At 62.1% G+C, this 23,026-nt stretch carries 13 protein-coding genes and 3 pseudogenes; 11 read left to right on the forward strand and 5 right to left on the reverse strand.

The genetic code is table 11. The annotated features are described in order from the left end of the window. The first annotated feature begins 75 nt into the window (after window positions 1-75). The 4 genes and pseudogenes from C6Y44_RS20620 (at window position 76) to C6Y44_RS28165 (ending at window position 6,485) form a co-directional block, all read left to right on the forward strand. Window positions 76-1,914, forward strand: a complete 1,839-nt coding sequence (locus C6Y44_RS20620; protein WP_225623626.1) for a DUF4012 domain-containing protein — start codon at window positions 76-78, stop codon at window positions 1,912-1,914. 246 nt (window positions 1,915-2,160) lie between these two features. After that, complete coding sequence (glmS, locus tag C6Y44_RS20625) at window positions 2,161-4,026, forward strand: glutamine--fructose-6-phosphate transaminase (isomerizing) (protein WP_192378525.1); 1,866 nt, start codon at window positions 2,161-2,163, stop codon at window positions 4,024-4,026. Between the two features lie 335 nt (window positions 4,027-4,361). Further along, window positions 4,362-5,426 (forward strand): annotated as a pseudogene (locus C6Y44_RS28475) (acyltransferase family protein); the annotation flags it as partial. Window positions 5,427-5,636: 210 nt separating this feature from the next. Beyond that, a complete protein-coding gene (locus tag C6Y44_RS28165) occupies window positions 5,637-6,485 on the forward strand; it encodes an SGNH hydrolase domain-containing protein (protein WP_225623841.1) in 849 nt (282 codons plus the stop codon). Between the two features lie 112 nt (window positions 6,486-6,597). Here C6Y44_RS28165 and istB (C6Y44_RS20635) read toward each other — a convergent pair whose 3' ends face one another. Both istB (C6Y44_RS20635) and istA (C6Y44_RS20640) read right to left on the reverse strand, forming a co-directional pair. Next, window positions 6,598-7,386 carry an IS21-like element helper ATPase IstB gene (gene istB / locus C6Y44_RS20635; protein ID WP_024101627.1) on the reverse strand — a complete coding sequence of 263 codons (789 nt, stop codon included), beginning with the start codon at window positions 7,384-7,386 and terminating at the stop codon, window positions 6,598-6,600. Continuing rightward, window positions 7,383-8,883, reverse strand: a pseudogene (gene istA / locus C6Y44_RS20640) (IS21 family transposase). The gene istB (C6Y44_RS20635) and the pseudogene istA (C6Y44_RS20640) overlap by 4 nt, the downstream one beginning before the upstream one ends. Before the next feature lie 347 nt (window positions 8,884-9,230). On the opposite strand from istA (C6Y44_RS20640), the gene C6Y44_RS20645 reads away from it, so the two are divergent. After that, the gene (locus tag C6Y44_RS20645) at window positions 9,231-10,397 is read left to right on the forward strand and encodes an IS481 family transposase (RefSeq protein WP_192378527.1); all 1,167 of its coding nucleotides are present in this window, start codon (window positions 9,231-9,233) and stop codon (window positions 10,395-10,397) included. A gap of 121 nt (window positions 10,398-10,518) precedes the next feature. Beyond that, on the forward strand, window positions 10,519-11,766 hold the full coding sequence (locus C6Y44_RS20650; RefSeq protein WP_192378528.1) for an IS110 family RNA-guided transposase: 1,248 nt from the start codon (window positions 10,519-10,521) through the stop codon (window positions 11,764-11,766). Between the two features lie 40 nt (window positions 11,767-11,806). On the opposite strand, the gene C6Y44_RS20655 is transcribed toward C6Y44_RS20650, so the two are convergent. Next, window positions 11,807-13,438 carry an IS1634 family transposase gene (locus C6Y44_RS20655; RefSeq protein WP_192378529.1) on the reverse strand — a complete coding sequence of 544 codons (1,632 nt, stop codon included), beginning with the start codon at window positions 13,436-13,438 and terminating at the stop codon, window positions 11,807-11,809. A gap of 274 nt (window positions 13,439-13,712) precedes the next feature. Here C6Y44_RS20655 and C6Y44_RS20660 point away from each other — a divergent pair. The 5 genes and pseudogenes from C6Y44_RS20660 to istB (C6Y44_RS20680) all read left to right on the forward strand — a co-directional run. After that, window positions 13,713-14,564, forward strand: a pseudogene (locus tag C6Y44_RS20660) (IS21 family transposase); the annotation flags it as partial. A 141-nt stretch (window positions 14,565-14,705) separates the two neighbouring features. After that, window positions 14,706-16,280: an IS21 family transposase gene (istA, locus tag C6Y44_RS20665; RefSeq protein ID WP_318653652.1), complete on the forward strand. Its 1,575-nt coding sequence runs from the start codon at window positions 14,706-14,708 to the stop codon at window positions 16,278-16,280. After that, the gene (istB, locus tag C6Y44_RS20670) at window positions 16,277-17,047 is read left to right on the forward strand and encodes an IS21-like element helper ATPase IstB (RefSeq protein WP_159418243.1); all 771 of its coding nucleotides are present in this window, start codon (window positions 16,277-16,279) and stop codon (window positions 17,045-17,047) included. Before istA (C6Y44_RS20665) ends, istB (C6Y44_RS20670) begins: the two co-directional genes overlap by 4 nt. Before the next feature lie 149 nt (window positions 17,048-17,196). Beyond that, complete coding sequence (locus C6Y44_RS20675; RefSeq protein ID WP_404817772.1) at window positions 17,197-17,694, forward strand: Mu transposase domain-containing protein; 498 nt, start codon at window positions 17,197-17,199, stop codon at window positions 17,692-17,694. Beyond that, the gene (gene istB / locus C6Y44_RS20680) at window positions 17,691-18,515 is read left to right on the forward strand and encodes an IS21-like element helper ATPase IstB (RefSeq protein WP_192378530.1); all 825 of its coding nucleotides are present in this window, start codon (window positions 17,691-17,693) and stop codon (window positions 18,513-18,515) included. The genes C6Y44_RS20675 and istB (C6Y44_RS20680) overlap by 4 nt, the downstream gene beginning before the upstream one ends. A gap of 596 nt (window positions 18,516-19,111) precedes the next feature. Here the strand turns inward: istB (C6Y44_RS20680) and C6Y44_RS20685 are convergent. Further along, complete coding sequence (locus C6Y44_RS20685; RefSeq protein ID WP_225623627.1) at window positions 19,112-20,281, reverse strand: DegT/DnrJ/EryC1/StrS family aminotransferase; 1,170 nt, start codon at window positions 20,279-20,281, stop codon at window positions 19,112-19,114. A 108-nt stretch (window positions 20,282-20,389) separates the two neighbouring features. Next, window positions 20,390-23,026 (reverse strand): MATE family efflux transporter, encoded by a 2,637-nt coding sequence (locus tag C6Y44_RS20690; RefSeq protein ID WP_192378532.1) that lies wholly within the window; start codon window positions 23,024-23,026, stop codon window positions 20,390-20,392.

A 23,026-nucleotide genomic window follows, 5' to 3' on the forward strand; every position in this document is an offset into this window, starting at 1 on the left:
CCACCACTTGAACGGTCGACCAGGTCGGATCAGGTTATCGTCTCGAGCGGAAACCACGAAGGGGGCACAAGCGGCGTGAGCGATATTACCGGCGAGTCAGATCGATCCGAGGAGCATCGGCGCAAGGTGCGCAGGCGACTGTCCGACGAGGAGATCGCAGCACAGCGCAGGAAGCGTCGGCGCGTGCAGATCGGCTGCGGCGTAGGAGCACTCGTCGTTTTTGGATTCATCGGCTTGCTGGCTTACGAAGGCCTGCAGGCGAAGTCGAACCTGGAGAAGGCGCAGAACTTCGCGACGCAAGCGAAAGACGCACTCCTCGCAGGTGATATCGACAGGGCCCAAACCGTCGCCGGGGACGCGGATCGTTATGCTCAGAACGCCCAAAGGTCAGTCGATTCGGCGCCGTGGCGAATGGTCAGCGCCGTCCCACTGCTCGGCAGTCCATTCAATTCTGTCCGCCAGATGACCACCATTGTGAGCGATATCACAGATAGGGTTCTTCTGCCAGCGGTCGATGCAGGTAACGCAGTCTCACCCAATCAATTGATCCTCGACGGCGCACGCATTAATCTTGCAGCCCTTCGGGATGCAGCCCCACTCCTGGAATCGACCGCTGCTGCCGCCGCCGATCTGAACGCTCGGGCCCAAAGCGTCGACAGTACCTATATCGGGCTGATCGACAATGCCCGCGTCGACCTGCAGAACCAAGTCTCCGAGTTGACAGGGCTATTGAGCAATACGTCGATGGCAGCGAAGATCGGACCGGCGATGCTCGGGGCAGACGGCCCCCGTAGCTATTTCGTCGGCTTCCAAACCAACGCGGAAGCGCGCGGCACCGGCGGACTGCTCGGTGGATACGGGACGATCAGGGCGAATGCCGGTGCGATTGAGATCGATGATCTGACCACTACTCAGAATCTGCTCGAGGGCGAGTACGAGCCAATCGACCTTGGGCGCGACTTCACTCAGCGTTACGGTCACAGCCGGCCAACCACGTTCTTCGGAAACAGCAACGTCAGCCCACACTTTCCCTATGCAGCCCAAATCTGGCAGTCCATCTGGCGCCAGGAATCCGGTGACAACGTCGACGGCGTCATTGCAACCGATCCAGTCGCCCTGAGCTACGTGCTGGGCGCGATCGGTCCTGTGACATTGCCCGACGGCGAGAAGATCACTGCCACCAACGTCGTCGAACTGACCGAGTCGACTGCGTATACGCGTTTCGCTGGCGACAACACGGCTCGCAAACGGTACCTGCAGACCGTTGCGCAGACGGTCGCCGCAAGAATGACCTCCGAGGTTCAAAATCCCGCCGGCCTTCTTTCGGCTTTGGCCCGCGCCGCGAGTGAAGGTCGTCTGGCAGTCTGGAGTTCGCACGCAGACGAACAGGCAGTCCTCGAAACCACGAAGCTCGGACACATTGTCCCGGACGACGAAGCTCCTTACGCAGGGGTGGTAGTGAACAACCTTGCCGGAAACAAGATGGACTACTATCTCAAACGCGCGATCCACTACACCGCCGGAGCCTGCGTGGGCGAGACCAGGTCGTCCATTGTGCGCGTTTCACTTAACAACAGTGCACCCAACGGAGACTTGCCGCGTTACGTAGCGGGCGCATACTCATCGTCACTGAACGTGCAGCCGGGAGAAAACCTGACGGACCTATCGCTACTCGCAACGCACGGTGCAGAACTCGAAAAAGTAACCGTCAACGGAACCTCCATATTTGCATCGCGGGGGCAAGAACGGGGCCACCCTGTCTTCTCGCTGCAGTTCCGCATCCCGCCCAGCGAAACTGCGGAGGTCGTGTTTGAATTGTCTGAGCCCACAGCACCTGGCGTAGCCCGGGTACCCGTGCAGCCACTTGTGGATGATCCCGAGGTGGTCGTCGACGTACCCAACTGCGAAGGATGATTCAGAATCACTGAGGGACCATCGGCTTATAGGGGAGGAGTTAAGCCGATTCCGGACGCGATGGCGTAGGCGTCACGGTCGGTACCGATTGCGCGCGGATTGATGCTGCAAAATAGGATCGCGGATTAGCGCAACGACAAACATCCCGTCAATTCGGTTCGAACTCGGCGGGACTACCCTTGTGCCGTTTTCTTGTCACAGCTTTCCGATGCGCGAATTGCACACGCACACTGTATGATTCGAGTTATGTGTGGAATCATCGGATACGTCGGGAGCCGTGGAGGCCTACAAGTTGGCGTCGAAGCGCTTCGGCGTATGGAATATAGGGGGTACGACTCCGCTGGCGTGGCTATTGCCGACGGAACAGGCAATCTCATCATCGAGCGCAAAGCCGGCGAATTGGCCAACCTCGAAGCGGCCATCGCCGTACGCGGCAGCGGGGAATTTCAGGGGTCAACAGTCATTGGCCACACCCGGTGGGCCACCCACGGCAGCCCATCGGATCGCAACGCCCATCCCCACCTCGATGAGACCGGCAAGATCGCAGTGGTCCATAACGGGATCATTGAGAACTTCGCTGCTCTACGAGAGGAGTTGCTCGCGGCAGGGGTTGAACTCAAGTCCGAAACCGATACCGAAGTTACCGCTCATCTCGTATCGAGGGCGTACTTCTCGTGCCCGGAAACGGCGGGCAATTTCGTCGAATCGGTGCTGTCGGTAGTCCGCGGCCTCGTCGGTGCCTTCACACTGGTATTCACACATGCCGATCACCCAGACACAGTGGTTGCCGCGCGACGTTCCACACCTCTCGTAGTTGGTGTCGGAGAAGGCGAAACCTTCATCGCTTCGGATGTTGCAGCATTTATCGAACACACACGTAATGCAGTCGAATTGGACCAAGACACGGCCGTCGTCGCTCGTACCGACGGTTTCGAGGTCTTGAACTTCGACGGAACACCCAGCGTGGCTCGCCCGTTCGTTATCGACTGGGATCTCGAAGCTGCAGAGAAGGGCGGCTTCCCCTACTTCATGTTGAAGGAGATCGCCGAACAGCCTCGCGCCGTATCGGATACCTTGCGCGGACATTTCATCGACGGTCGAGTGGTTCTGGATGAGCAGCGTCTCGCAGAGCAGGATTTACGTGAGGTCGATAAGGTCTTCGTGGTCGCTTGCGGTAGTGCATACCACTCCGGACTACTGGCAAAGTACGCAATAGAGCACTGGACACGGCTCCCCGTCGAGGTAGAACTTGCGAGTGAGTTCCGCTACCGAGATTCGGTCCTTGACTCCTCGACCCTCGTCCTGGCGATCTCCCAATCCGGCGAGACGGCCGACACTCTTGAAGCGGTCCGGCACGCGAAAGCGCAGAAAGCACGTGTCCTCGCGGTGTGCAACACCAATGGTTCTCAAATCCCGCGTGAAGCAGATGCCGTGCTGTATACCCATGCCGGACCGGAGATCGGTGTCGCTTCCACGAAGGCGTTCCTTGCTCAAGTCACTGCGAACTACCTGGTCGGTCTCGCCCTGGCTCAGGCCCGGGGCACCAAGTCGCCCGGAGACATTGCTCGGGAATTCGCTGATCTCGAGGCCGTGCCCGAACTGATCTCGCGGTTGCTCGAGTCCGTCGAATCCGTTCGCGAGCTTGCACAACGCTATTCGGAATCGTCCACGATTCTGTTCCTCGGTCGCCACGTCGGTTATCCGGTAGCGCTCGAAGGCGCGCTCAAACTTAAGGAACTTGCATATATGCATGCGGAGGGATTCGCGGCAGGAGAGCTGAAGCACGGTCCGATCGCCTTGGTAGAAGAAGACTTACCGATCATTGTCATGGTCCCTTCTCCCAAGACCCACCCAATCCTGCATTCGAAGATCTTGAGCAATATCCGAGAGGTACAGGCGAGGGGTGCCCGGACGATTGTGATCGCAAGCGAGGGAGATGAGACCGTGGCTCCGTTCGCTGATCACCTCATCGAAATCCCGTCCACCTCCGGGTTACTTCAGCCGTTGCTGTCGACGATCCCGTTGCAGATCTTCGCTGCCGAGGTAGCACAAGCGCGCGGGTACAACGTCGACAAGCCCAGAAACCTTGCGAAGTCGGTAACTGTGGAGTGATCCGGCCGGTCTTACCACGTCATGGAACCCAGTCGCCTTCTAACCGAAAGTAGCCTCTTACACCGGCAAACACCCCGAACGAGGAGGGCGCGGACGATCCGCCAGCGGCGGGATAAGTCTAGGGCGTCTGCTTCATTGCTATGGCTGCGCTGACGTATCCGAGGATCTCGGCCGGACTCGTCTTGCCATCATGCGCCTCGGCCGCCTGAGCATGTAACACTTTTCAGAAGTTCCCGATGATTATGCGGACACGTGATGTAGGCCAACGTGGCACTACAAGTGGTCCCGGTCGCTAACGGCCACATCACGCACGGTTGCATCGATCAGGGGGATGAATGCCCACAAGCACTGCACGATGGCGGGGAAGCACTCCGAAATCAACTGCTACACCTCACTATCGTGGAGACATCGAGGGTCTTCGTGCCATTGCCGTACTCTTGGTACTGGCATGGCACGCGGGATTAACTCAAATTCCGGGCGGCTTCGTTGGTGTGGACATATTTTTCGTGATATCAGGATTCTTGATGACAGGAATCCTCTACCGCGAGTTGTCGTCCAGAAAAAGTGTTGCATTCGCGAAATTCGTCCGCCGCAGAATCAAGCGGCTACTACCAGCTAGCGCACTGGTTCTCGTAGCTACTGCCGTGGGCTCGTGGCTGTTCCTGCCATCGTCAAGACTGTATGATATTGGACTCGACATCCTGGCTGCGGGTTTCTACGTCTCCAACTGGAGATTGGCCGAGTCATCGGTCGATTATCTCCAGCAAGGTATATCGCCGAGCCCGGTGCAGCATTTTTGGTCGCTCTCCGTCGAAGAACAGTATTACCTTGCGTGGCCACTGCTACTCGCCGTAGTCGGGCCACTCGTAGCCCGAAGAATGGCATCCGTGCGACCGCTTGTCGTCAGTCTGCTGAGCGTTACATTCATCGCTTCGCTCGTTTGGTCCATCTACCTCACTCAGACTAACCCCAACGAGGCCTACTTTGTTACTACTACAAGGCTTTGGGAACTCGCGGTGGGCGGATTGGTGGCGGTTTCGATTACTTGCCTCGAGAGGGTCCCAGCTTTTCTTTCGGCGCTGATGGCGTGGACAGGTCTACTAGCAGTTGGGGCGACCTCAATACTGCTCACGTCCTCGGTCCCGTTCCCAGGCGCCGTGGCACTGATTCCTACATTTGGCACCGCTCTATTGATCGCCTTTACTCCGACTGCAGGCAACCTCGGCCCTAAGAGGCTACTTACCGTGAGGCCAATGATTTGGATCGGCGGACTGTCTTACTCGTTATACCTATGGCATTGGCCTCTGATCGTCATAGGCGGACATACACTCACACACGGGACTCGTTCACTCACTGTTCCGGAAGGGCTTGCTCTTGTAGCCGTATCTTTCCTCCCAGCATGGGCTTCGTACAAATACGTAGAAAACCCTGTGCGACATTCGGAATGGATAGCCAGGTCGAATTCGAACTCATACCTTGTCGGTTTCGGCAGCATGGCAACGGCAGCGATAATGGCAATGTCACTAGCCTTGAACGTGGGACGTCCACCCGAGATCTCGTCGTCGACTGCCTACATCCCTCAAGTTGCGTCCGATTCCAGGGTGCTCAGAATGGAGCAACCACTGGGCGCCGAGGTGCTGAGAGATTCGAGTGAGCCGTCATCCGTGGGTGCCCCAATCGACCACAGCGAGAGCATTCTGCCCGACCCAAACCGCGCCAGCACCGACGTACCGCCAATGTTCAAAGACGGTTGTCACGCCTTACGTGAGGAGACGACGTTTTCTACATGCGAATATGGACTCCGTGAAGGTGGGGTCAAGGTCGCACTCGTCGGGGATTCCCACGCCGGCCAGTGGATGCCTGCACTTCAGGAGGTTGCCAAAGATCGAGGATGGAGCCTCCGGGTGGGCACGAAAAGCGCCTGTCCGTTCCTCGACGCACCACTAACTTACTCGGATAAATCGGACTACTGGCAGTGCGCCGAATGGCACGATAACGCATTGACCGAGCTACAATACGTCTTGAAACCAGATGTCCTCTTCGTCTCATACAGCAATTACGCCCAATTCTCGAAGAATGGTCAGGCAGCGCTTACGGATGGGGCTATATCGACGCTGCGCAAGATCAGGGATTCAGGATCGAAAATCGTCATCCTGCGAGATACTCCCTCGTTCCCGGTCAATATTGCGGAGTGTGTTGATGCCAACCGGACCACGCTATCCCGATGCGCGCTTCCGCGGGAAGAAGCGATCCTCCGCCGCGATAGAACCCAGGAAACGGTAGCGGCAGCCAGTTCTGCGACCTTGATTGACCTTCTGGATGCGATCTGCCCCGCGGATCGGTGTGCGCCCGTCATCGGCGGCGTCCTAGTATGGCGCGACGACAATCACTTAACTGCAACCTATGCCCGTTCGTTGGCTTCCAGATTGGCCCTCGAAGTCGCCCATTTAGGCTGGTAAGTTTCGGGGGCGCCTGATCGAGTCGCTTTGAAAACGGTTGTCAACGGCCATCGTGGTGTCCCCGCTCTTGGCCAGGTGGAAGTCCCCGCCTCGTGGGTGTTCGGGGTTGGGGTCAGGGGCGTTCACCTCGTTCGTGTCGGGCTTGGCGCATCCGGTAGGACTCACCGTCGGTGAGCACGACGGTGGCGTGGTGCAAGAGCCGGTCGAGGATGCCGGCGGCGGTGGTGTGTTCGGGCAGGAACCGGCCCCACTGCTCGAACGGCCAGTGCGAGGCGACCGCCAGGGATCGGCGTTCGTAGGCGCCGGCGACGAGTCGGAACAGCAACTGGGTGCCGGTGTCGTCCAGCGGCGCGAACCCGACCTCGTCGACGATGATCAGATCTGCCCGCAACAGCGTGTCGATGGTCTTGCCGACGGTGTTGTCGGCCAGGCCGCGGTAGAGGGCTTCGACGAGGTCGGCGGCGGTGAAATAGCGGACCTTGTGCCCGGCGTGCACGGCCGCGATCCCCAACCCGATCAGGGTGTGGGATTTTCCGGTACCCGGCGGGCCGACCAGCGCCAGATTGGCGTGGGAACGAACCCATTCCAAACCGATCAGGTAGTCGAATGTGGCTTGTGGGATGGAGGACTCGGCGACGATAAAACTGTCGAGGGTCTTGGCGACGGGGAACGCGGCCGCTTTGAGTCGGGCGGCGATGTTGGAGGCGTCGCGGGCGGCCAACTCCGCTTCGATCAGGGTGCGCAGCACCTCCTCCGGAGTCCAGCGTTGGGTCTTGGCGGTCTGCAGGACCTCGGCGGCGGTGCGGCGGACGGTGGCGAGTTTGAGTCGGCGCAGACCGGCGTCGAGGTCGGCGGGCAACGCCGCGACCGCCGGCGGAACGGCGGTGCTCGAACTGCTCATCGTGCGGTCTCCTCTCGGGTGACGGCGTAGGCGTCGAGAGATCGGGTCGGGGCGGTCGGCAGGTCCAGCACCAGCGCCTCACCGCCGGGGCGGGGTTGGGAACCCCGGCGCCGGCGTCGAGGATGGAACGGACGTCGTCGGCGCGGAACCGCCGGAACGCCACCGCCCGGGTCAGGGCGGCGAGCAGGGCATCGGTGCCGTGCGCGGCCTGCAGGTCCAGGAGCACCGCGAGTTCGGCGGGCAGGCGGGTGTTGGCGGCCGCGGCGGCACCGACGAGGAACTGTTCGGCGACCGGACCGAGTGCGCAGAATCGTTTCTCGACTTCGGTTTTCGGTCGCGGACCACGACTGGGAGCCTGTCGTGGGGTCGGGTAGTGCTCGTCGAGGATCGACGCGGTGCCCGGGGCGGTGAGCGCGTGATCGGCAGCGACCTCCCCTGTGGCGGGGTCGGCGATCAGCAGTCGCCCCTCGCCGGCGGTGACGGTGACGGTGGCCCCGATCAGGCGGGTCGGCACCGAATAGCGGGCCGAGCCGAAGCGGATGCAGGAGAGCTTGTCGACCTTGCGGGTCACCGGTGGCGGCCCGATCTGCAGTCGCAGCGACGGCAGCGGCCCGAGCACGGCCTGTTCCTCGCGCAGGCGCTGGGCGGGGACCGCGTCGATCTCGGTGTGCACCCGGGTGTTGACCTCGATGCACCAGGCCTTCGCGGCGGCGTTCGCGGCGGCCAGGTCCACCGGTCGGCCGGACAGGTCGGCGTCGGTGAGCAGCGGGACGACCAGGTCGCGTTGGGCGTAGCCGACGAGGTGTTCGACGACGCCCTTCGATTCGGGGTCGGCGGCGTGGCAGAAGTCGGGACGGAACCCGTAGTGGGTGGCCATCCGCACGTAGTCCGGGGTCGGGACCACCACGTTCGCCACGACTGCGCCTTTGAGGCAGGCCATCGAAGTCGGCCAGGACCTTGGTGGGCACCCCGCCGATCGCGGCGAGGGCCTCGGCGATCAGCGTCAAGGTGGTGGCGGCGCGTTCGTCGGTGGCGAAGGCGACGAACCGCCACCGTGAATACGCCAGCACCGCGCAGAACAGGTGCAGGCCGGCACCGAGGGTGGCCCAGTCGATGACCAGGTATTCACCCGGTGTCCACACGGCGGGGCGGCGACCGCGGTGATTGTTTTTGCGCCACTTGGTTTTCTCGTCGGCGACGAGGCGGCGGAAGTTGCGGTCCGAGCCGGTGTATCCGGCGGCCGCGGCGATGGGGAGCAGGCGTTTGGCTTCAGATTCTGCCTCGGGACGAGGCGATGCGTTCTGCGACGATCTCGGTGACGGTGTCGTAGTTGCGGGGGCGGGGTTGTCGTGGGGGTGGGGTGTCGCCGGCTTCGAATCGTTCGATGACACGGCGGACGGTTTTGTGGGTGGTGCCGCACATCTCGGCGGCGCCTCGGTAGGTGCCGACCTCGCGGTAGGCGGAAATGATGTCCATGCGGTCCTTCGCAGACTTCAATGGAACTCCCTGGGCGGTGACAGGTGACTGGGTGGCACCTTCACCTTCACCGCTCAGGCCTGGTGTTCCGGTGGGAATCACGACGAACACGAGGCGGGGACTTTCATCTGGCCACCGGTGGGGACCGTTACTCGGCCACCAGTGGGGACTTTCTCATGGCCATGGACAACGGTATGCGGCAAATAGTCAGCGGCCCGGCGCGTCGTGTCGACGGCACGTGAAAACTGACCACGGTATGGCATCTCAATCTTGACCCCCTGACCACCGATCCTGGCTTGTAAGGCCCGGACACATAGCTGACAGATCGTGCGCGGGACATCCCTGACACCCTTCCGAGGGTGCGAGCGATGACCGTGAACGAACGATGGCTGGAGATCCTGCTGACCCCACTGCGCGACGGCATCACCGTCGCCGAAACCTGCCGCCGCTACGGCGTCTCCCGACAGTCGTTCTACGACTATCGCCGACGCCTCGATGCCGACGGCGTCACCGCGCTGCAGCCTCGGTCGCGCCGTCCGCACAGTTCACCGAACCAGACCGATCCGGAGGTCGAGGCACGGATCGTGGAGATGCGCACCCACAACCCGAGATGGGGCGCCCGCACCATCCACACTCGACTCGTCCGAGCCGGGATGGTGCGGCCGCCGGCGATCTCCACGATCCACCGGATCCTGAAACGCCACGGCCTGGTGACACCGCAAACGCAGAGGACACCCCGGACGTGGCGGTGGTTCGAGCGCTACGCACCGAACGATCTGTGGCAGATCGACGGCACCCAAGTCGTACTCGCCGACGGCTCGAAGGCCTGGATCGTCGACATCCTCAACGACCACGCCCGCTACGCGATCGGCGCAACCGCAGCCCGCAGATTCACCGCCCACGCGGCATGGCGGGCGATGGAAACCGCGATCGACGAGCACGGCGCACCACGACAGCTGATCAGCGACAACGGTCTGCAGTTCAAGTCCGGCAAGGGACACAAGCCCGTGTACTTCCAAGGGCGGCTCGCCGCCTTGGGGATAGCCCAGTTGTCTTCGCGGCCAAGGCATCCACAGACCTGCGGCAAGCTCGAGCGCTACCACCGCACCTTCAAGGAGTTCTACGCCGACCACGGTCCCGCACACACCGTCGAGGAGTTGCAGCAGCTGTGCGATGCGTTCCGCTGGCAGTACAACCACGAGCGACCACGCCGCAGCCTCGACCAACGCACTCCCGCCGAGGCGTATCAGGCGGTACCGAAAGTCGCCGCGGGAGATGTACGGCCCCGACGTCGCAAGAGCGGACCACGGATCCTGCGGGTATCGAAGGCCGGCTCGGTCAGCTACCGCAAACGCAAGCTCGGTATCGGACCTAATGGGAGCTACCGACCACGTCCCGACTGTGGAAAGGTCGGTGAAGGTAGCGGCCGACGGGACAACACTCCTCTGACCCGACACGGACTCCCATCGAGGGAACCCCGATGTCTGAAGTCAGACCGTGTACCCGCCGGTCGTGAGGGAAGTGGTGATCGCTGATGGGATGACGTACCCCGCCGCTGTGCGTGTCGGTGAGTACTCGAGCCATTAGGTCGCCGACTGCTTTCCTCCGCTGCCGACCGAAAAATATTAAATAGCAGCCTGTTCGGAGGTTCGCGCCATGTTGTTCATCGGCGATGACTGGGCAGAAGGACATCACGACATCGAGGTCGAAGACGACACCGGTCGCCGCCTGGCACGGATGCGGCTACCGGAAGGCGTCGAGGGGTTGGCCCGACTGCACGAGGTGATAGCCGAACATCTCGATACCGACCCCGACGGTATCGGGACCGATGTCCCCACCGATGGTGCGGTCGTCGTCGGGATCGAAACCGATCGTGGAGTATGGGTGTCGGCACTGCTGGCCTGCGGATACCAGGTGTATGTGATCAATCCGATGTCGGCAGCACGGTACCGAGAGCGGCACGGCACCTCGGGAGCCAAGTCCGACGCCGGCGATGCCCATGTCCTCGCCGAGATCATCCGGGTGGACCGGGACCATCACCGCCAAATCGCCGGGGACTCCACACAGGTCGAAGCCCTGAAACTGCTCACCCGCGCCCACCAAGGCCTGATCTGGGATCGGACCCGACACCTGCAGCGGATGCGGTCGGCGCTACGCGAGTACTTCCCGGCCGCATTGACCGCATTCGACAACCTCGCTGCCCCGGACACCCTGGCATTGCTGCAGAAAGCCCCCGATCCGGATCGCGCAGCACGACTGACCACCGGGCAGATCACCGCGGAACTCGCCCGGGCACACCGGCGCGGGGACCGCACCGCCAAGGCCACCCGCATCCGCGATGCGCTGCGGGCACCGGCGCTGCGGCAACCCGCTGAGATCGAAAATGCCTACGCGATCGTCGTCGTCGGACAAGCCCGCATGCTCGAGCACCTGAACGTGCAGATCGACGAGCTCGAGCAGGAGGTGAAGCACAGTTTTCGTCGGCACCCGGCCGCTGACATCGTCCGCAGCTGTCCCGGACTCGGGGACGTGCTGGGCGCCCGGGTGCTCGCAGAATTCGGCGACGATCCGCACCGATACCGTAATGCCAAGGCCCGCAAGAACTACGCCGGGACATCCCCGATAACCCGAGCATCGGGAAAGAGGAAGACGGTGTCAGCGCGTTACGCCCGCAACAAGCACCTGGCCGATGCGTGTCACCAGTGGGCGTTCTGCTCGATGAACACCTCACCGGGCGCTCGTGCCTATTACGACGCGCTGCGAGCCCGGGAGGTCGGCCATCATGCCGCGCTGCGTCAGCTCGGTAACCGGCTCGTCGGGATTCTCCACGGATGTGTGAAGACCGGCACGGTCTACGACGAGAACACCGCGTGGCCCCAAGTCACGACGCAAACCGCGGCTTGACACAGATACGCCATGGGATGTCTGAGTTAGGACATTTGGCTTAGTGTCCCAATTCGAACCCGAGACGGGTGAGAGTCTCCAGCTCGGCAGCCGGGATCTGCGGCGGAAAGTCCTGGACGGCACCGTTGATGGCGATGGTGGAGGTCCGTAGCGGCCGCAGTTGCTTGACCAGTCTCGCGATCGCCACACCGGTCTGGTCCTGGGCGCAGCGGGCCACAGCCAGGGCGGCGAACACGATGGTCAGGTGCGCTTCGATGGCGTCGCGGGTGCGGTGGAACATCGGCCGGGCCCGCAGATCGGTTTTCGACATGCGAAACGACTGCTCGACATGCCATAGGTCGTGGTACTTGCCGATCACCTCGCCCGGTTCCATGCGCGTGACGGGAATGTTGGTGACATATCCCTTCAAGCCCACCAGCGATCGAGCTCGTGCCAGCGCGGCGTCGTCGAGTCGCTGACCTGCGGTGGTGGTCTTGACGAAGCGGGTGGCCTTGGCCTTCGTCGTGCCCTCGACCACCGCCCGCGCCCGCGCTTCCTGCGCGTTCAATGTCTGGTTGTCGCGGACGGCACGTTTGCGGGTGTACTGCCAGATCGCCCGCCACGAGCTGGGATGCCGTCCCGGATCCCAGACCGGTTCGGCGCGCCGTTTCACGGTGTTGACCACGCTGCGGGCGTGCCGGGGTGTGACGGTATCGATGATCTGCCCGTCGGTGAATACATCACCGTGCCAATGGAAATGGGACGTCAGATCAGCGGGTGCCTTCGTCACCCGGGAACCGACGATGAACTTCAGGCCCGCCTCATCCAGAGCAGTCAGATTCGCCGCCGACAGCATGCCGGCGTCGGCGGCGATGACCATCTCCACACCCTCGATGTCGTGGCGGGCCTGGAACTGACGCACGATCGGGACCAGGGTGTGGGTTTCGGCCTTGTTGCCTTCGAAACAGCCGATCTCCAGTGGGAACCCGGTGCGGTCGACGAGCAGCCCGACCACGATCTGCGGATCGACCCGGCGCTCCTTGCTGTAGCCGACCTTGCGCAGGTCGTCTTCCTTCTCCGCTTCGAAGTACAAGGTGGTCACATCGAACAGCAACAACCCCAACCCGCCGGTTTCGGCGGCATACTCGAAACAGCGGCGGGCGATCCGATCGCGGTAGTCACCGGTGATGATCTGCGCAAGGTGACGCCGAATCGTTTTGTACGACACCGGATTCGAACCGAGATCTTCGAGAACGCGCAGCGCATCGATCTTCGAGGTCGGTTCCACGATCCGGGCGATGACCAGATCCTGGAACACCGCATCGTCGAGGACGTCGAAGCCGAGCCGGTTGTAGACGAAGGCGAGCACGTCGTAGAGCAACCGGGCGCTGGTGCGCACGGTTCGTCCCGCGCCGGCGAGCTCGCCGCCCTTGCTCGTGGTCGGGCCGGGTAGTCGACCGGTCCGCCAGTCGGCCACGTCGGCGATCTGCTCGACGGGCGTCGGCACATCCAGGTCGAGCATGCCTTGATCGCCGTGCAGGAGCTGGCGGGCTCGTTCGAGCAGAATGCCCAGCTCGACGTCGGTGTGCGCGGACCCGACGTGGGCGAGGATCTCGTGCCGGCCGCGGTGTTTGCGCACGACCTGCACCGCCACCGCCCCGGATGCGGTACGCACCTTCCGCACGAATGCCACTGTCCGAACCTACCTGCTTAGTGTCCCGATCCGCTTCGGCGACGGAGTGAATGCGCAGGTGAAAGCCTCGTCAGGGGTTATACCGGCCAGTAATGTCCTAACTCAGGAGGGGTTATACCGGCCAGTAATGTCCTAATGATGGCGCTCCTTGATCCTGCTCAGTCCTGCTCACCGAAAGTGCTCACCCGTGTGGCTCCGCCGATGAGGGCGGGTCTCCTTCGATGCTGGTGGTCTCTGACCACGCACCAGCACCCCGAAGGAGACCCGCTTTCTCATGTTGACATGGGAGGAAGACGTGGAGATCCACGCACTGCACAAACGAGGCTGGACGATCTCGGCGATCGCCCGGCATACCGGCCGAAACCGGCGCACGATCCGCAACTATCTGAACGGCACCACCACCCCAGGGGTCCGTAAACCCGCTGGTGAGGATCCGTTCGAGCCGTTCGTCGACTACGTCACCGCTCGTCTGACCGAGGATCCGCACCTGTGGGCGCGGACCTTGTGCGACGAACTCGAAAACCTCGGCTACACCGCCTCGTATCAGACGCTGACCCGCCAGATCCGGCAACGCAAGCTCCGGCCCGTCTGCCAAGCCTGCGCGTGCGCGACCGACCGCCCCAACGCGGTCATCGAACATCCGGCGGGGGCGGAAACCCAATGGGACTGGCTCGAGCTGCCGGACCCGCCCGTCTCCTGGGCGTGGGGCAAGACCGCATATCTGCTGGTCGGATCGCTGGCGCATTCCGGGCGGTGGCGTGGGGTCCTCGCCCCGGCGATGACCCAACCGCATCTGATCGACGGTCTCGACCGCATCGTCCGCGAACTCGGCGGCCTGACCCGTACCTGGCGGTTCGATCGAATGTCCACGGTCTGTCACCCCGACAGCGGGAAGGTCACCGCCTCGTTCGCCGGCGCGGCCAAACACTACGGCGTCTCGGTTGCGATCTGCCCGCCTCGGGCCGGGAACCGCAAAGGCGTCGTCGAGAAAGCGAATCTGACTGCGGCGCAGAGATGGTGGCGAACACTGCCGGACGAGGTCACCGTCGAGCAGGCGCAGACGAGGTTGAACGAATTCTGCCGCCTGCGTGCAAGCGGACATGCCAATCTCCCTATAGGCGGACAGGTTCGTCCCTGCTGACGGACAGCTGATCTCCCTTCCGATGGACACGGGGGCCGGCGGTGTGTCGGTCCTGACACAGACGCCCCTCCGGGGTTTTGCTCGAGGTCTTCGACCACCTACGAGCAACTCCCACCGGAGGGACGCATGAAGAAGTCTGACAGGGACATCATGGAAATTCTCGAGGCCTACGACACCACCGGCAACGCGCACTCCGCAGCGCAGCTGGCCGGGGTCGATCCGAAAACCGTCCGACGCTACGTCGCCGCCCGAGACGCCGGTATGCCGCTGACCGGCCCGTCGCGACGGCCACGCATCATCGACGACTACATGCCCAAGATCGAAGAATGGGTCGAGCGCAGTAAAGGCAAGGTCCGCGCCGACATCGTCCACGAACGCCTCGTCGATCTCGGTTTCGACGGCACCGAACGCACCACCCGACGCGCCGTCGCAGATGTGAAAGCAGCATGGCAGGCCGGCCATCGCCGCACCTATCGACCGTGGATCACCGAGCCCGGGTTGTGGATGCAGTTCGACTGGGGCGACGGCCCGAAAGTTCCTGGCCCGGGCGGGGTTCTACGCTCGACCTTGTTGTTCTGCGCCTGGTTGGCATGGTCCCGCTACCGGGTGGTGATCCCGGTCTGGGATCAGACGTTGCCGACGTTGATCGCGTGTCTCGACGCCACGGTGCGTCGCTTCGGCGGAGTCCCGACCTACGCGTTGACCGACAATCCGCGCACCGTGAGCATCGATCACATCGCCGGAATCCCGGTGCGGCATCCGCAGATCGTCGAGACCGCCCGCCACTACGGCATGACCGTGCACACCTGCATCCCTTACGATCCGGAATCGAAGGGCGGCAGCGAAGCAACCGTCAAGATCGCCAAGGCCGATCTGGTGCCCACTGACGCGAATCTGCTGCCGGACTATGTGTCGTTCGTCGAACTCGAGGCGGCCTGCGAGCGGTTCTGCGCCACCGTCAACGGCCGTCGGCACCGCGAAAGCGCCCGCATCCCCACCGAGGCGGTGGCCGAGGAACGCGCCCGCCTGCACACCCTGCCGGCCAGCCCGCACACCCTGGCACTGGGCACCACCCGCAGTGTCGGCACCGACCAGACGATCCGCTTCGGGTCAGTGCGGTATTCGACCCCGCCCGGGTTGGTCGGCTCCGAAGTGTGGGTGCGCGTTGCCGGCACCGAACTGGTCGTCGTGGCCGATCTCGATGCCCTGCCCCGGGTTCCGGACTGGGCTGAGAACAGACGGGGTTTGAGTGAGGTTGTCCGGCATCTGCTTTCGACACCGGGCAACCCGCAGATCGACCCGGCGCATTATCCCGATCATCCGCAGGATCCGGACGGGTCACCGAAGCCGCCGGTCCCGAAGGCTCGCTCCGCGGCCGAGGCCCGGTTCCTCGACCTCGGCCCCGGTGCGCACACCTGGTTGATCGCCGCGTCGGCGGCCGGGACGGTCCGGATCCGGGCGAAGATGACCGGCGCGGTCGAGTTGGCCGCATTTGTCGGCGCCGCCGCCGTCGATGCCGCGTTGGCGGTCGCGGCCGAGGCCGGCCGCTTCGCCGACGGTGATCTGCCGGCGATCGTCGCGCATCACACCGCCACCGCAGCCGAGACCGGGCTCGTCGTCGCCGACGAGGCTCATTCGGTCCAACCCGGCACCGCGGCCTGGGCGGGATTCGGTGCCGCCGGAACCGGAGTCGGGTCATGAACGCCTCTGCACCACCACTACCCGACGATCTCATCGCCGTCCTCAAACGGATGCGGCTACCGTATCTCCGCGCCGCCGCACCGGAGGTGCTGGCCACCGCCAAAGCGCAGCGATGGGATCCCACCGAGGTCCTCAAGGTTCTTCTCGACGAGGAGGTCCGCGGTCGGGATGAGGCGACGAAGGCGATGCGCCGAAAAACTGCAGGGCTTCCCGCGGGCAAGACGTTTTCCTCCTGGCGCGAGACGGATTCGTCGATCCCGCTACCCACCCAGCACGCTCTGGCCACGTTGGAGTGGGTGGGGCGTGCCGAGAATCTTGCGGTCAGCGGGCCGTCGGGAACCGGCAAGACCCACTTCGTCGAGGCACTCGCGCATGCGGTCATCGACGCGGGGATGCGGGTGTCCTGGTTCAGTCTCGAATCGTTGACCGCCGCGATCGGGCGGGCTGCGGTGGACGGATCGATCACCAAGACCATCACCCGCATCACTCGCGCCGAGATGATCGTCGTCGACGATATCGGCATGCTGCCGTCGGGGCAGGCTGCTGCCGAGGCGTTCTACCGTCTCGTCGACGCTGCCTATGAGCGGCGCAGCGTGGTGGTGACCAGCAACCTCCACCCGTCCGGCTTCGACACGATCATGCCGAAGACCCTAGCCACCGCCGCCGTCGACCGATTGCTGCACCATGCGCATGTCGTGATCACCGAGGGCACCTCACTGCGGCTGCAGGACGCCACCGCCGGACGCGGGGTGATGCCGTTGACCTGACCTGGTGCGGGAGATCGGCTGACCGCCGACAGGGAGATCAGCTGTCCGCGCGCAGGGACATGACCTGTCCGCCTACAGGGACGCTCTCATGTCCCTTGACACTGCGCACCGACACCCGATCCCGGAGCGCCCCCGAAGGAAAATCGACGGTGGCGGCGATCGCCGCGACCGAACCCCTGACACCGCCGCCATCGGTTCCGTATCCGGTGACGGTCACCGAGACCCGCACCGTGTCACGGCAGGCGCTGGTGGCCTACCGAGGCAACCGTTACTCGGTGCCCCCGGAACTGGCCGCAGCGCAGGTCACCGTCACCCGGCGGCTCGGTGACGAGGTGATCGACATCGTCACCGCATCACACATCACCGTCGCCCGCCACCGCCTCGCTCCGGACGGGGCCGGCGCTCTCGTGCGCGATCACGGCCATGTCCATGCCCTCGACCAGACCGCGATGTCCGCCGCCATGGCCGGAGGCCGGCCACACCGCCGCAAGGAACGCATCCCACCCGGACCCGACGCCCTCACTGCAGCAGCAGCATTGCGCACCGACACCACTGACCGTCAGTTGTCATCGACGACACCGCGATCGACGGTTGTCGACCTGGCCGCCTACGAGCGCGCCGCCCGCGGAAGGAACACTCTGGCATGAGCACCCCCGACGCCACCACGCCCACCAACACGGCGAGTCTCTATCAGCGGCTACGCGGTCACCTGGCGACCTTGAAGCTGCACGATGCCGCCGAAGCGCTGCCGTCGGTGCTCGACCGAGCCCAGAAGGACGGACTGTCGATGACCGCGGCCCTCGAACAGCTGCTGTCGATCGAGGTCGAGGCCACCGAAGCCCGCCGCCTCGCCGGGCGGTTGCGGTTCGCGTGCCTGCCCACCCCGGCCTGTCTCGAGGACTTCGACTACGACGCCGCCCCCGGACTCGACCGGGCACTGATCACCGAACTGGGTACCTGCCGGTTCCTCGAAACCGCGACGAACGTCCTGCTCATCGGCCCACCGGGGGTCGGAAAGACCCACCTGTCGGTGGGTTTGGCGCGAGCAGCCGCGCATGCCGGCTATCGCACCTACTTCACCACCGCCGCCGATCTGGCCGCCCGCTGTCACCGCGCTGCGATCGAAGGCCGGTGGGCGACGACGATGCGGTTCTACGCCGGCCCGACGCTGCTGGTGATCGACGAACTCGGCTATCTACCCCTGCCCGGCGAGGCCGCATCCGCGTTGTTTCAGGTTGTCGCGCAACGCTATCTGAAGACCTCGATCATCATCACCACCAACCGGGGTGTCGGAGAGTGGGGTGAGGTCCTCGGCGATACGACCGTCGCCGCCGCGATGCTCGACCGGCTCCTGCATCGGTCGGTGGTACTCAACCTCGACGGGGATTCCTACCGGCTGCGTGACCACCACGCCCGGTCGGAAAAGCTCCGTCAAGCCACCACCGGCACCCGACAACCGCTACAGTGAACCCGCCCGCGAGTGGGCACTTTCGACGAGCACAAGTGAGCACCTTCGCTGAGCCTCATCACTAACTCAGGCGGTACCGAAAGTCGCCGCGGGAGATGTACGGCCCCGACGTCGCAAGAGCGGACCACGGATCCTGCGGGTATCGAAGGCCGGCTCGGTCAGCTACCGCAAACGCAAGCTCGGTATCGGACAGGCCTACATCGGGCAGCAGGTCACCGTCGCCGAGTTCGGCGACACGGTCATCGTCACGCATACCGAGTCGGGTCGGCTGCTGTGGGAACTGACGCTCGGGCCCGTCGGGACCTATCACCGCAACGGCAGCAAGCGCGGGCGGCCGCGCAAGATTCGTGTCGAGGAACCGGAATCGGTAGTGTCAGCGGTGTCCTGACAACACTGTGTCAGGGATGTCCCCGGGCCTTACGATTTTCAGATGCCGGAAAGGGGTCAAAATTCAGGTGCCGTTAACACGTCGCCCACGATATTGAAACCCTTTCCGGCCCGAGGTCACCATCGACACGCCATGGGGCGACCTCGGGCCCCGAGCGCCTCGCCGTATCAATCACCGAGAAGAGCGCTCTTTTCCATTGACTATGCCGTCACCGTGACCGAACGTTGGTAAGGAAGCGTTCAAGGCTGGCAAACACTCGGGCAATTTGGGGTCCTGCCAGAGCGGACCCGCTAGGCAGCGAAAGACCGTTCTCGAACAGTCGTTCGGACATCCCATCCAGATACGAATCGGCATCCTTATACACCGGTTGCATATGCATCGGCTTCCAAAGCGGCCTGGATTCGACGTTTTCCGAGTCCAGGAAATTCATCAGGTCTCGCGCGCACCAACCTGCGCTAGTTGGCTCTACGTATATCGACGTCAACCAACAGTTGTCCTTCGTACCGGCGGCCGCTCCCGGCCCCGGAGTAGCGCCGTCGTCTCCTCCGAATACCTCAACGCCCTCTACACCTTGGAAAAATTCACGGTACCTACGTCGCAACGCCACCCTCCGCCCGATCATTTCGTCCAAACGGTCGAGTTGCGCCAGACCGAGCCCCGCGAGCAGGTTCGAAAGACGATAGTTGAACCCCACATCCTCGTGCTCGTAGTGCACCACAGGTTTCCTCGCCTGTGTCGCAAGGTAACGCGCTCGACTCGCCACGTCCTCGCTATCCGTCAAGAGCATCCCGCCGCCCGAGGTCGTCATGATCTTGTTTCCATTGAACGACACGATCGCGTGATCACCGAAGGAGCCAGCAGGACGACCGCACCGCCACGCTCCGAACGATTCCGCCGCGTCAGCAATAACCGGTATTTCGTACTCCTGAGCGACCGCCTCGATCGATTCGTAGTCAGCGATCTTCCCGAGGAGATCGACCGGCACAATTGCCGCTACCGAGCTACCTCGAGAAAGCTCGCACGTAACTGCTTCCCGCAGAATTTCCGGATTCATGTTCCCGGTCTCATCCACATCCACAAATACGGGACGAGCCCCGGTATACATGATCGCATTCGCAGTGGCTGCAAAGGTCATTGTCGAGCACATCACGACATCACCTACCCCTATGGCATTAGTCAGAAGCGCGAGGTGCAGGGCCGCGGTGCCCGAAGAGAGCGCAACCGCAAAGTCACGTCCCACTCGTTCGGCAACGCGCGCCTCGAACGCATCGACGTGGGGTCCTAATGGTGCTATCCACCCAGACCGGAAAGCCTCAAGCAAGGCCTTCTCCTCAAGCTCGCCCACGTCGGGTGATGACATCAGAATGCGTTCCGTCATATTATTCTCCATCTAATAAAAGAATTTTCGAAGTTATCATTGAGGAGCATCAAGCGAATCGCCCAAGTATTTTCGCGCCCAAATTCTGAAGTCACCCAAATTCTGGAGTCATACGTTCGATATCAGACGGTGCCCTGCCCGACAATGGTCAGATTGGTTACCCGAGGCGGGGCGGTGGACTTCAATACGGCCACCGTTGTCCTTGCGCCGGCCAGTCTCAATATCTGGCACGGATCGCCGGCCGGGACCAGAGACGAAGATTAGCCACAGAACGAGAAGTACCACCAGCCGTGGACCGATTCGCGCCACAAAGGTGAAGCTGCCACCCCATACGAAGTCGAGTATTCCAGAGGCCAATATCACGATCCCGGAGACAGTCAGTATGCCACGTCGGTCCCAAAGTGACGCTGAAGTGAACTTCACCATTAACCGGTCCAAGGCCCACACTGCAAACCCCACAGCGACCGCAAGGTACATCATGCTGAGGAGACCGAATGAGAATAGCCATTCACCGTAGTGTAATGCTGCCTCGGAGTGGCCTGTGCCATTCAACTCGGGACGAAAAAACTGAGCAAGCATCGCGCCGAACCCCTCTGGCTTTTCTGGCCAAATACTCCGCGGAACCAGGGCGACAAGGGATGCAAAGTACGGGAGTCCGCCCAACTCAGGCAACCCGCCAGTCGAATAGATATGCAGGGATTCCGCAAATCGAGCGAAGGGACCAACAACGGAAGAGAATCCATCCGCATCTGCCGATTGGTTCGGGTTCAGCCTTGCGGTGAACTCAACCCGAGATTGGGCCAAATAGAGAAGGACCGGGGCCGCAGCGAGCAAGATTCCGATCTTCACTCCACGTCGACTCCAGCGATGGGACACCGTCATGGCAATCGCTATGCCCAAGGTTCCCAATTGTAATCTTCCGAATCCGGTGAAGACAAACGATGAGTACGCAAGGAACAAAATTCCCACAAAGACATACAAAATCCAACTGTACGATCGCCTCGGCGTTCGGTATGCAGATACGCAGAAAAGAATTATTCCCGAGAATGCGGCCGCGTTAGAGAAACCAGCCAGACTTACACCCGCAAGAGATCCAATTACGCCGACAGTCGCGAGAGTCACACCGACCCAGGCCCCCCAGCTAAGGTCGGTGTAACGAACGGGGTCTTTCTCGACTATGCTCTGGGTCCGCGCACCCCTATTCCAAACGTAGTGGTACAGGATTACCTGTATAAGATACGCAATGTTCAATGCTGAGATCGCAGCCAACGGACCGTGACTGAAGGGGTCGAAATAATACATATAGACGCCCGGAAAAAACACAAATAAACCGGAACCGAACAAGAAAACGCCCGGTACAGAAATACGGTTACCGCCATTTTGAACGAACCCGTAACAACAATGCGCGATACCGACGGCCGAAATCAGAACCTGCGATGTGTCGGAACCGTAAAAAACCACGTTAGGGATGTTTGCGAGAAGCCCAAGCAACATCCATATCAGAGGAGCCAGCAGCACACGGCGACCATAGTCGGCCGTTGCTGTGTGCGGCCACCGTAAACGCGCCCAAGCGATTTGGGAAGATCCGTTCTTGTGCATAACCCTCCAAGTCAGATATATGGCGTATATCGCACTTATCCATGCGACCGCCGCCATACCGGACGCGACATACCGGATGTCCCCGGTCCATGCCAGGGTGAAGCCAGAAATAAGCATCGCCGTCGTAAATACGAATCTGATCTTCAGTAACTCAGACGCGGCACCTTGCGCGCGTAGCAGGGCCCTTGCTACCGCACTCAAGGCTTGTGCCATGTACTCGATACCGACGAGAATCAATATCATTCGGGTGTCGACCCAGGTCTCCCCCAGGATCTGCGTACCTACCCATCCGGGCAGCAAGTAACCAAGAACGCCAACACTTAGCGCCACCAGTGCCAGCCCCAGACCGAGAAAACTGTACCTTCGGACCGTGGCCCGGCTCGTCATTCCGGATCGCACGAGAATCGGAACCAACACCATGGGCAATGATCCAAAGACGATGCTCAGCGGGCCCATGATCGTTCCGGCGCCCCTAAGAGCGCCAGCCGCTACTGTTCCCATGATCACAGAAATGACTGAGATGTAGACGACTGAACTTACTGCGGCGACGCCATAGTCAACAGCGAAACTGACCCGTGTCCGCCACCCCGACGAAATCCAACCGGCCAGTCCAATGAACCGTGGTCGCACACCGAGGACGAAGAGGAGGTAAGCGAGACCACATATCGCCCCGAGTGCCCAAAGAAGAATAATGCCCTCGATCGATACATCGGACCGTATGACTGTTGCAGTCAACGCGCCTGCGGAGAATAAGAACCACAACAAGTCTGATATAAGCGCGCTTGATGCACGCATTTTCGACATCGCGGCAAATCGCAGGCAATCTTGCATCAAAGCGATCGGCACCGCGACTGCGAGGATTATCAGATAACGACTTTCCGTCAACAAGGACGTAACCACGAGTGCAGCGGTCAAAAGCGAGCCAGCAAGAAATGCAACAACGACTCCGTAACTGGCTTCCGCGCGGATCTGCTGGGGATCCTGTAACAGCGAAAGGGGTGTGCCGAGTAAGCCTCGTAACGTCGACATCAAACCTACTACAACTGCAAACCACACAGCGAAGGTGCCGAACTCCGCAGGAGTGAATATCCTTGCAATCGCTATTAGGATCAAGGAGTTGCTCGCGCTAGAGAGAACCTGATCCAC

This window comes from Rhodococcus rhodochrous, assembly GCF_014854695.1.
Lineage (GTDB): Bacteria > Actinomycetota > Actinomycetes > Mycobacteriales > Mycobacteriaceae > Rhodococcus.

Excerpts from the sequence above, each read along its gene's own strand:
- C6Y44_RS20685 (WP_225623627.1), bottom strand. The coding sequence starts at position 20,281 with ATGACGGAACGCATTCTGATGTCATCACCCGACGTGGGCGAGCTTGAG.
- istB (WP_159418243.1), top strand. The coding sequence starts at position 16,277 with ATGAACGCCTCTGCACCACCACTACCCGACGATCTCATCGCCGTCCTC.
- C6Y44_RS20650 (WP_192378528.1), top strand. The coding sequence starts at position 10,519 with ATGTTGTTCATCGGCGATGACTGGGCAGAAGGACATCACGACATCGAG.
- C6Y44_RS20645 (WP_192378527.1), top strand. The coding sequence starts at position 9,231 with ATGACCGTGAACGAACGATGGCTGGAGATCCTGCTGACCCCACTGCGC.
- istA (WP_318653652.1), top strand. The coding sequence starts at position 14,706 with ATGAAGAAGTCTGACAGGGACATCATGGAAATTCTCGAGGCCTACGAC.
- C6Y44_RS28165 (WP_225623841.1), top strand. The coding sequence starts at position 5,637 with ATGGAGCAACCACTGGGCGCCGAGGTGCTGAGAGATTCGAGTGAGCCG.
- istB (WP_192378530.1), top strand. The coding sequence starts at position 17,691 with ATGAGCACCCCCGACGCCACCACGCCCACCAACACGGCGAGTCTCTAT.
- istB (WP_024101627.1), bottom strand. The coding sequence starts at position 7,386 with ATGAGCAGTTCGAGCACCGCCGTTCCGCCGGCGGTCGCGGCGTTGCCC.
- glmS (WP_192378525.1), top strand. The coding sequence starts at position 2,161 with ATGTGTGGAATCATCGGATACGTCGGGAGCCGTGGAGGCCTACAAGTT.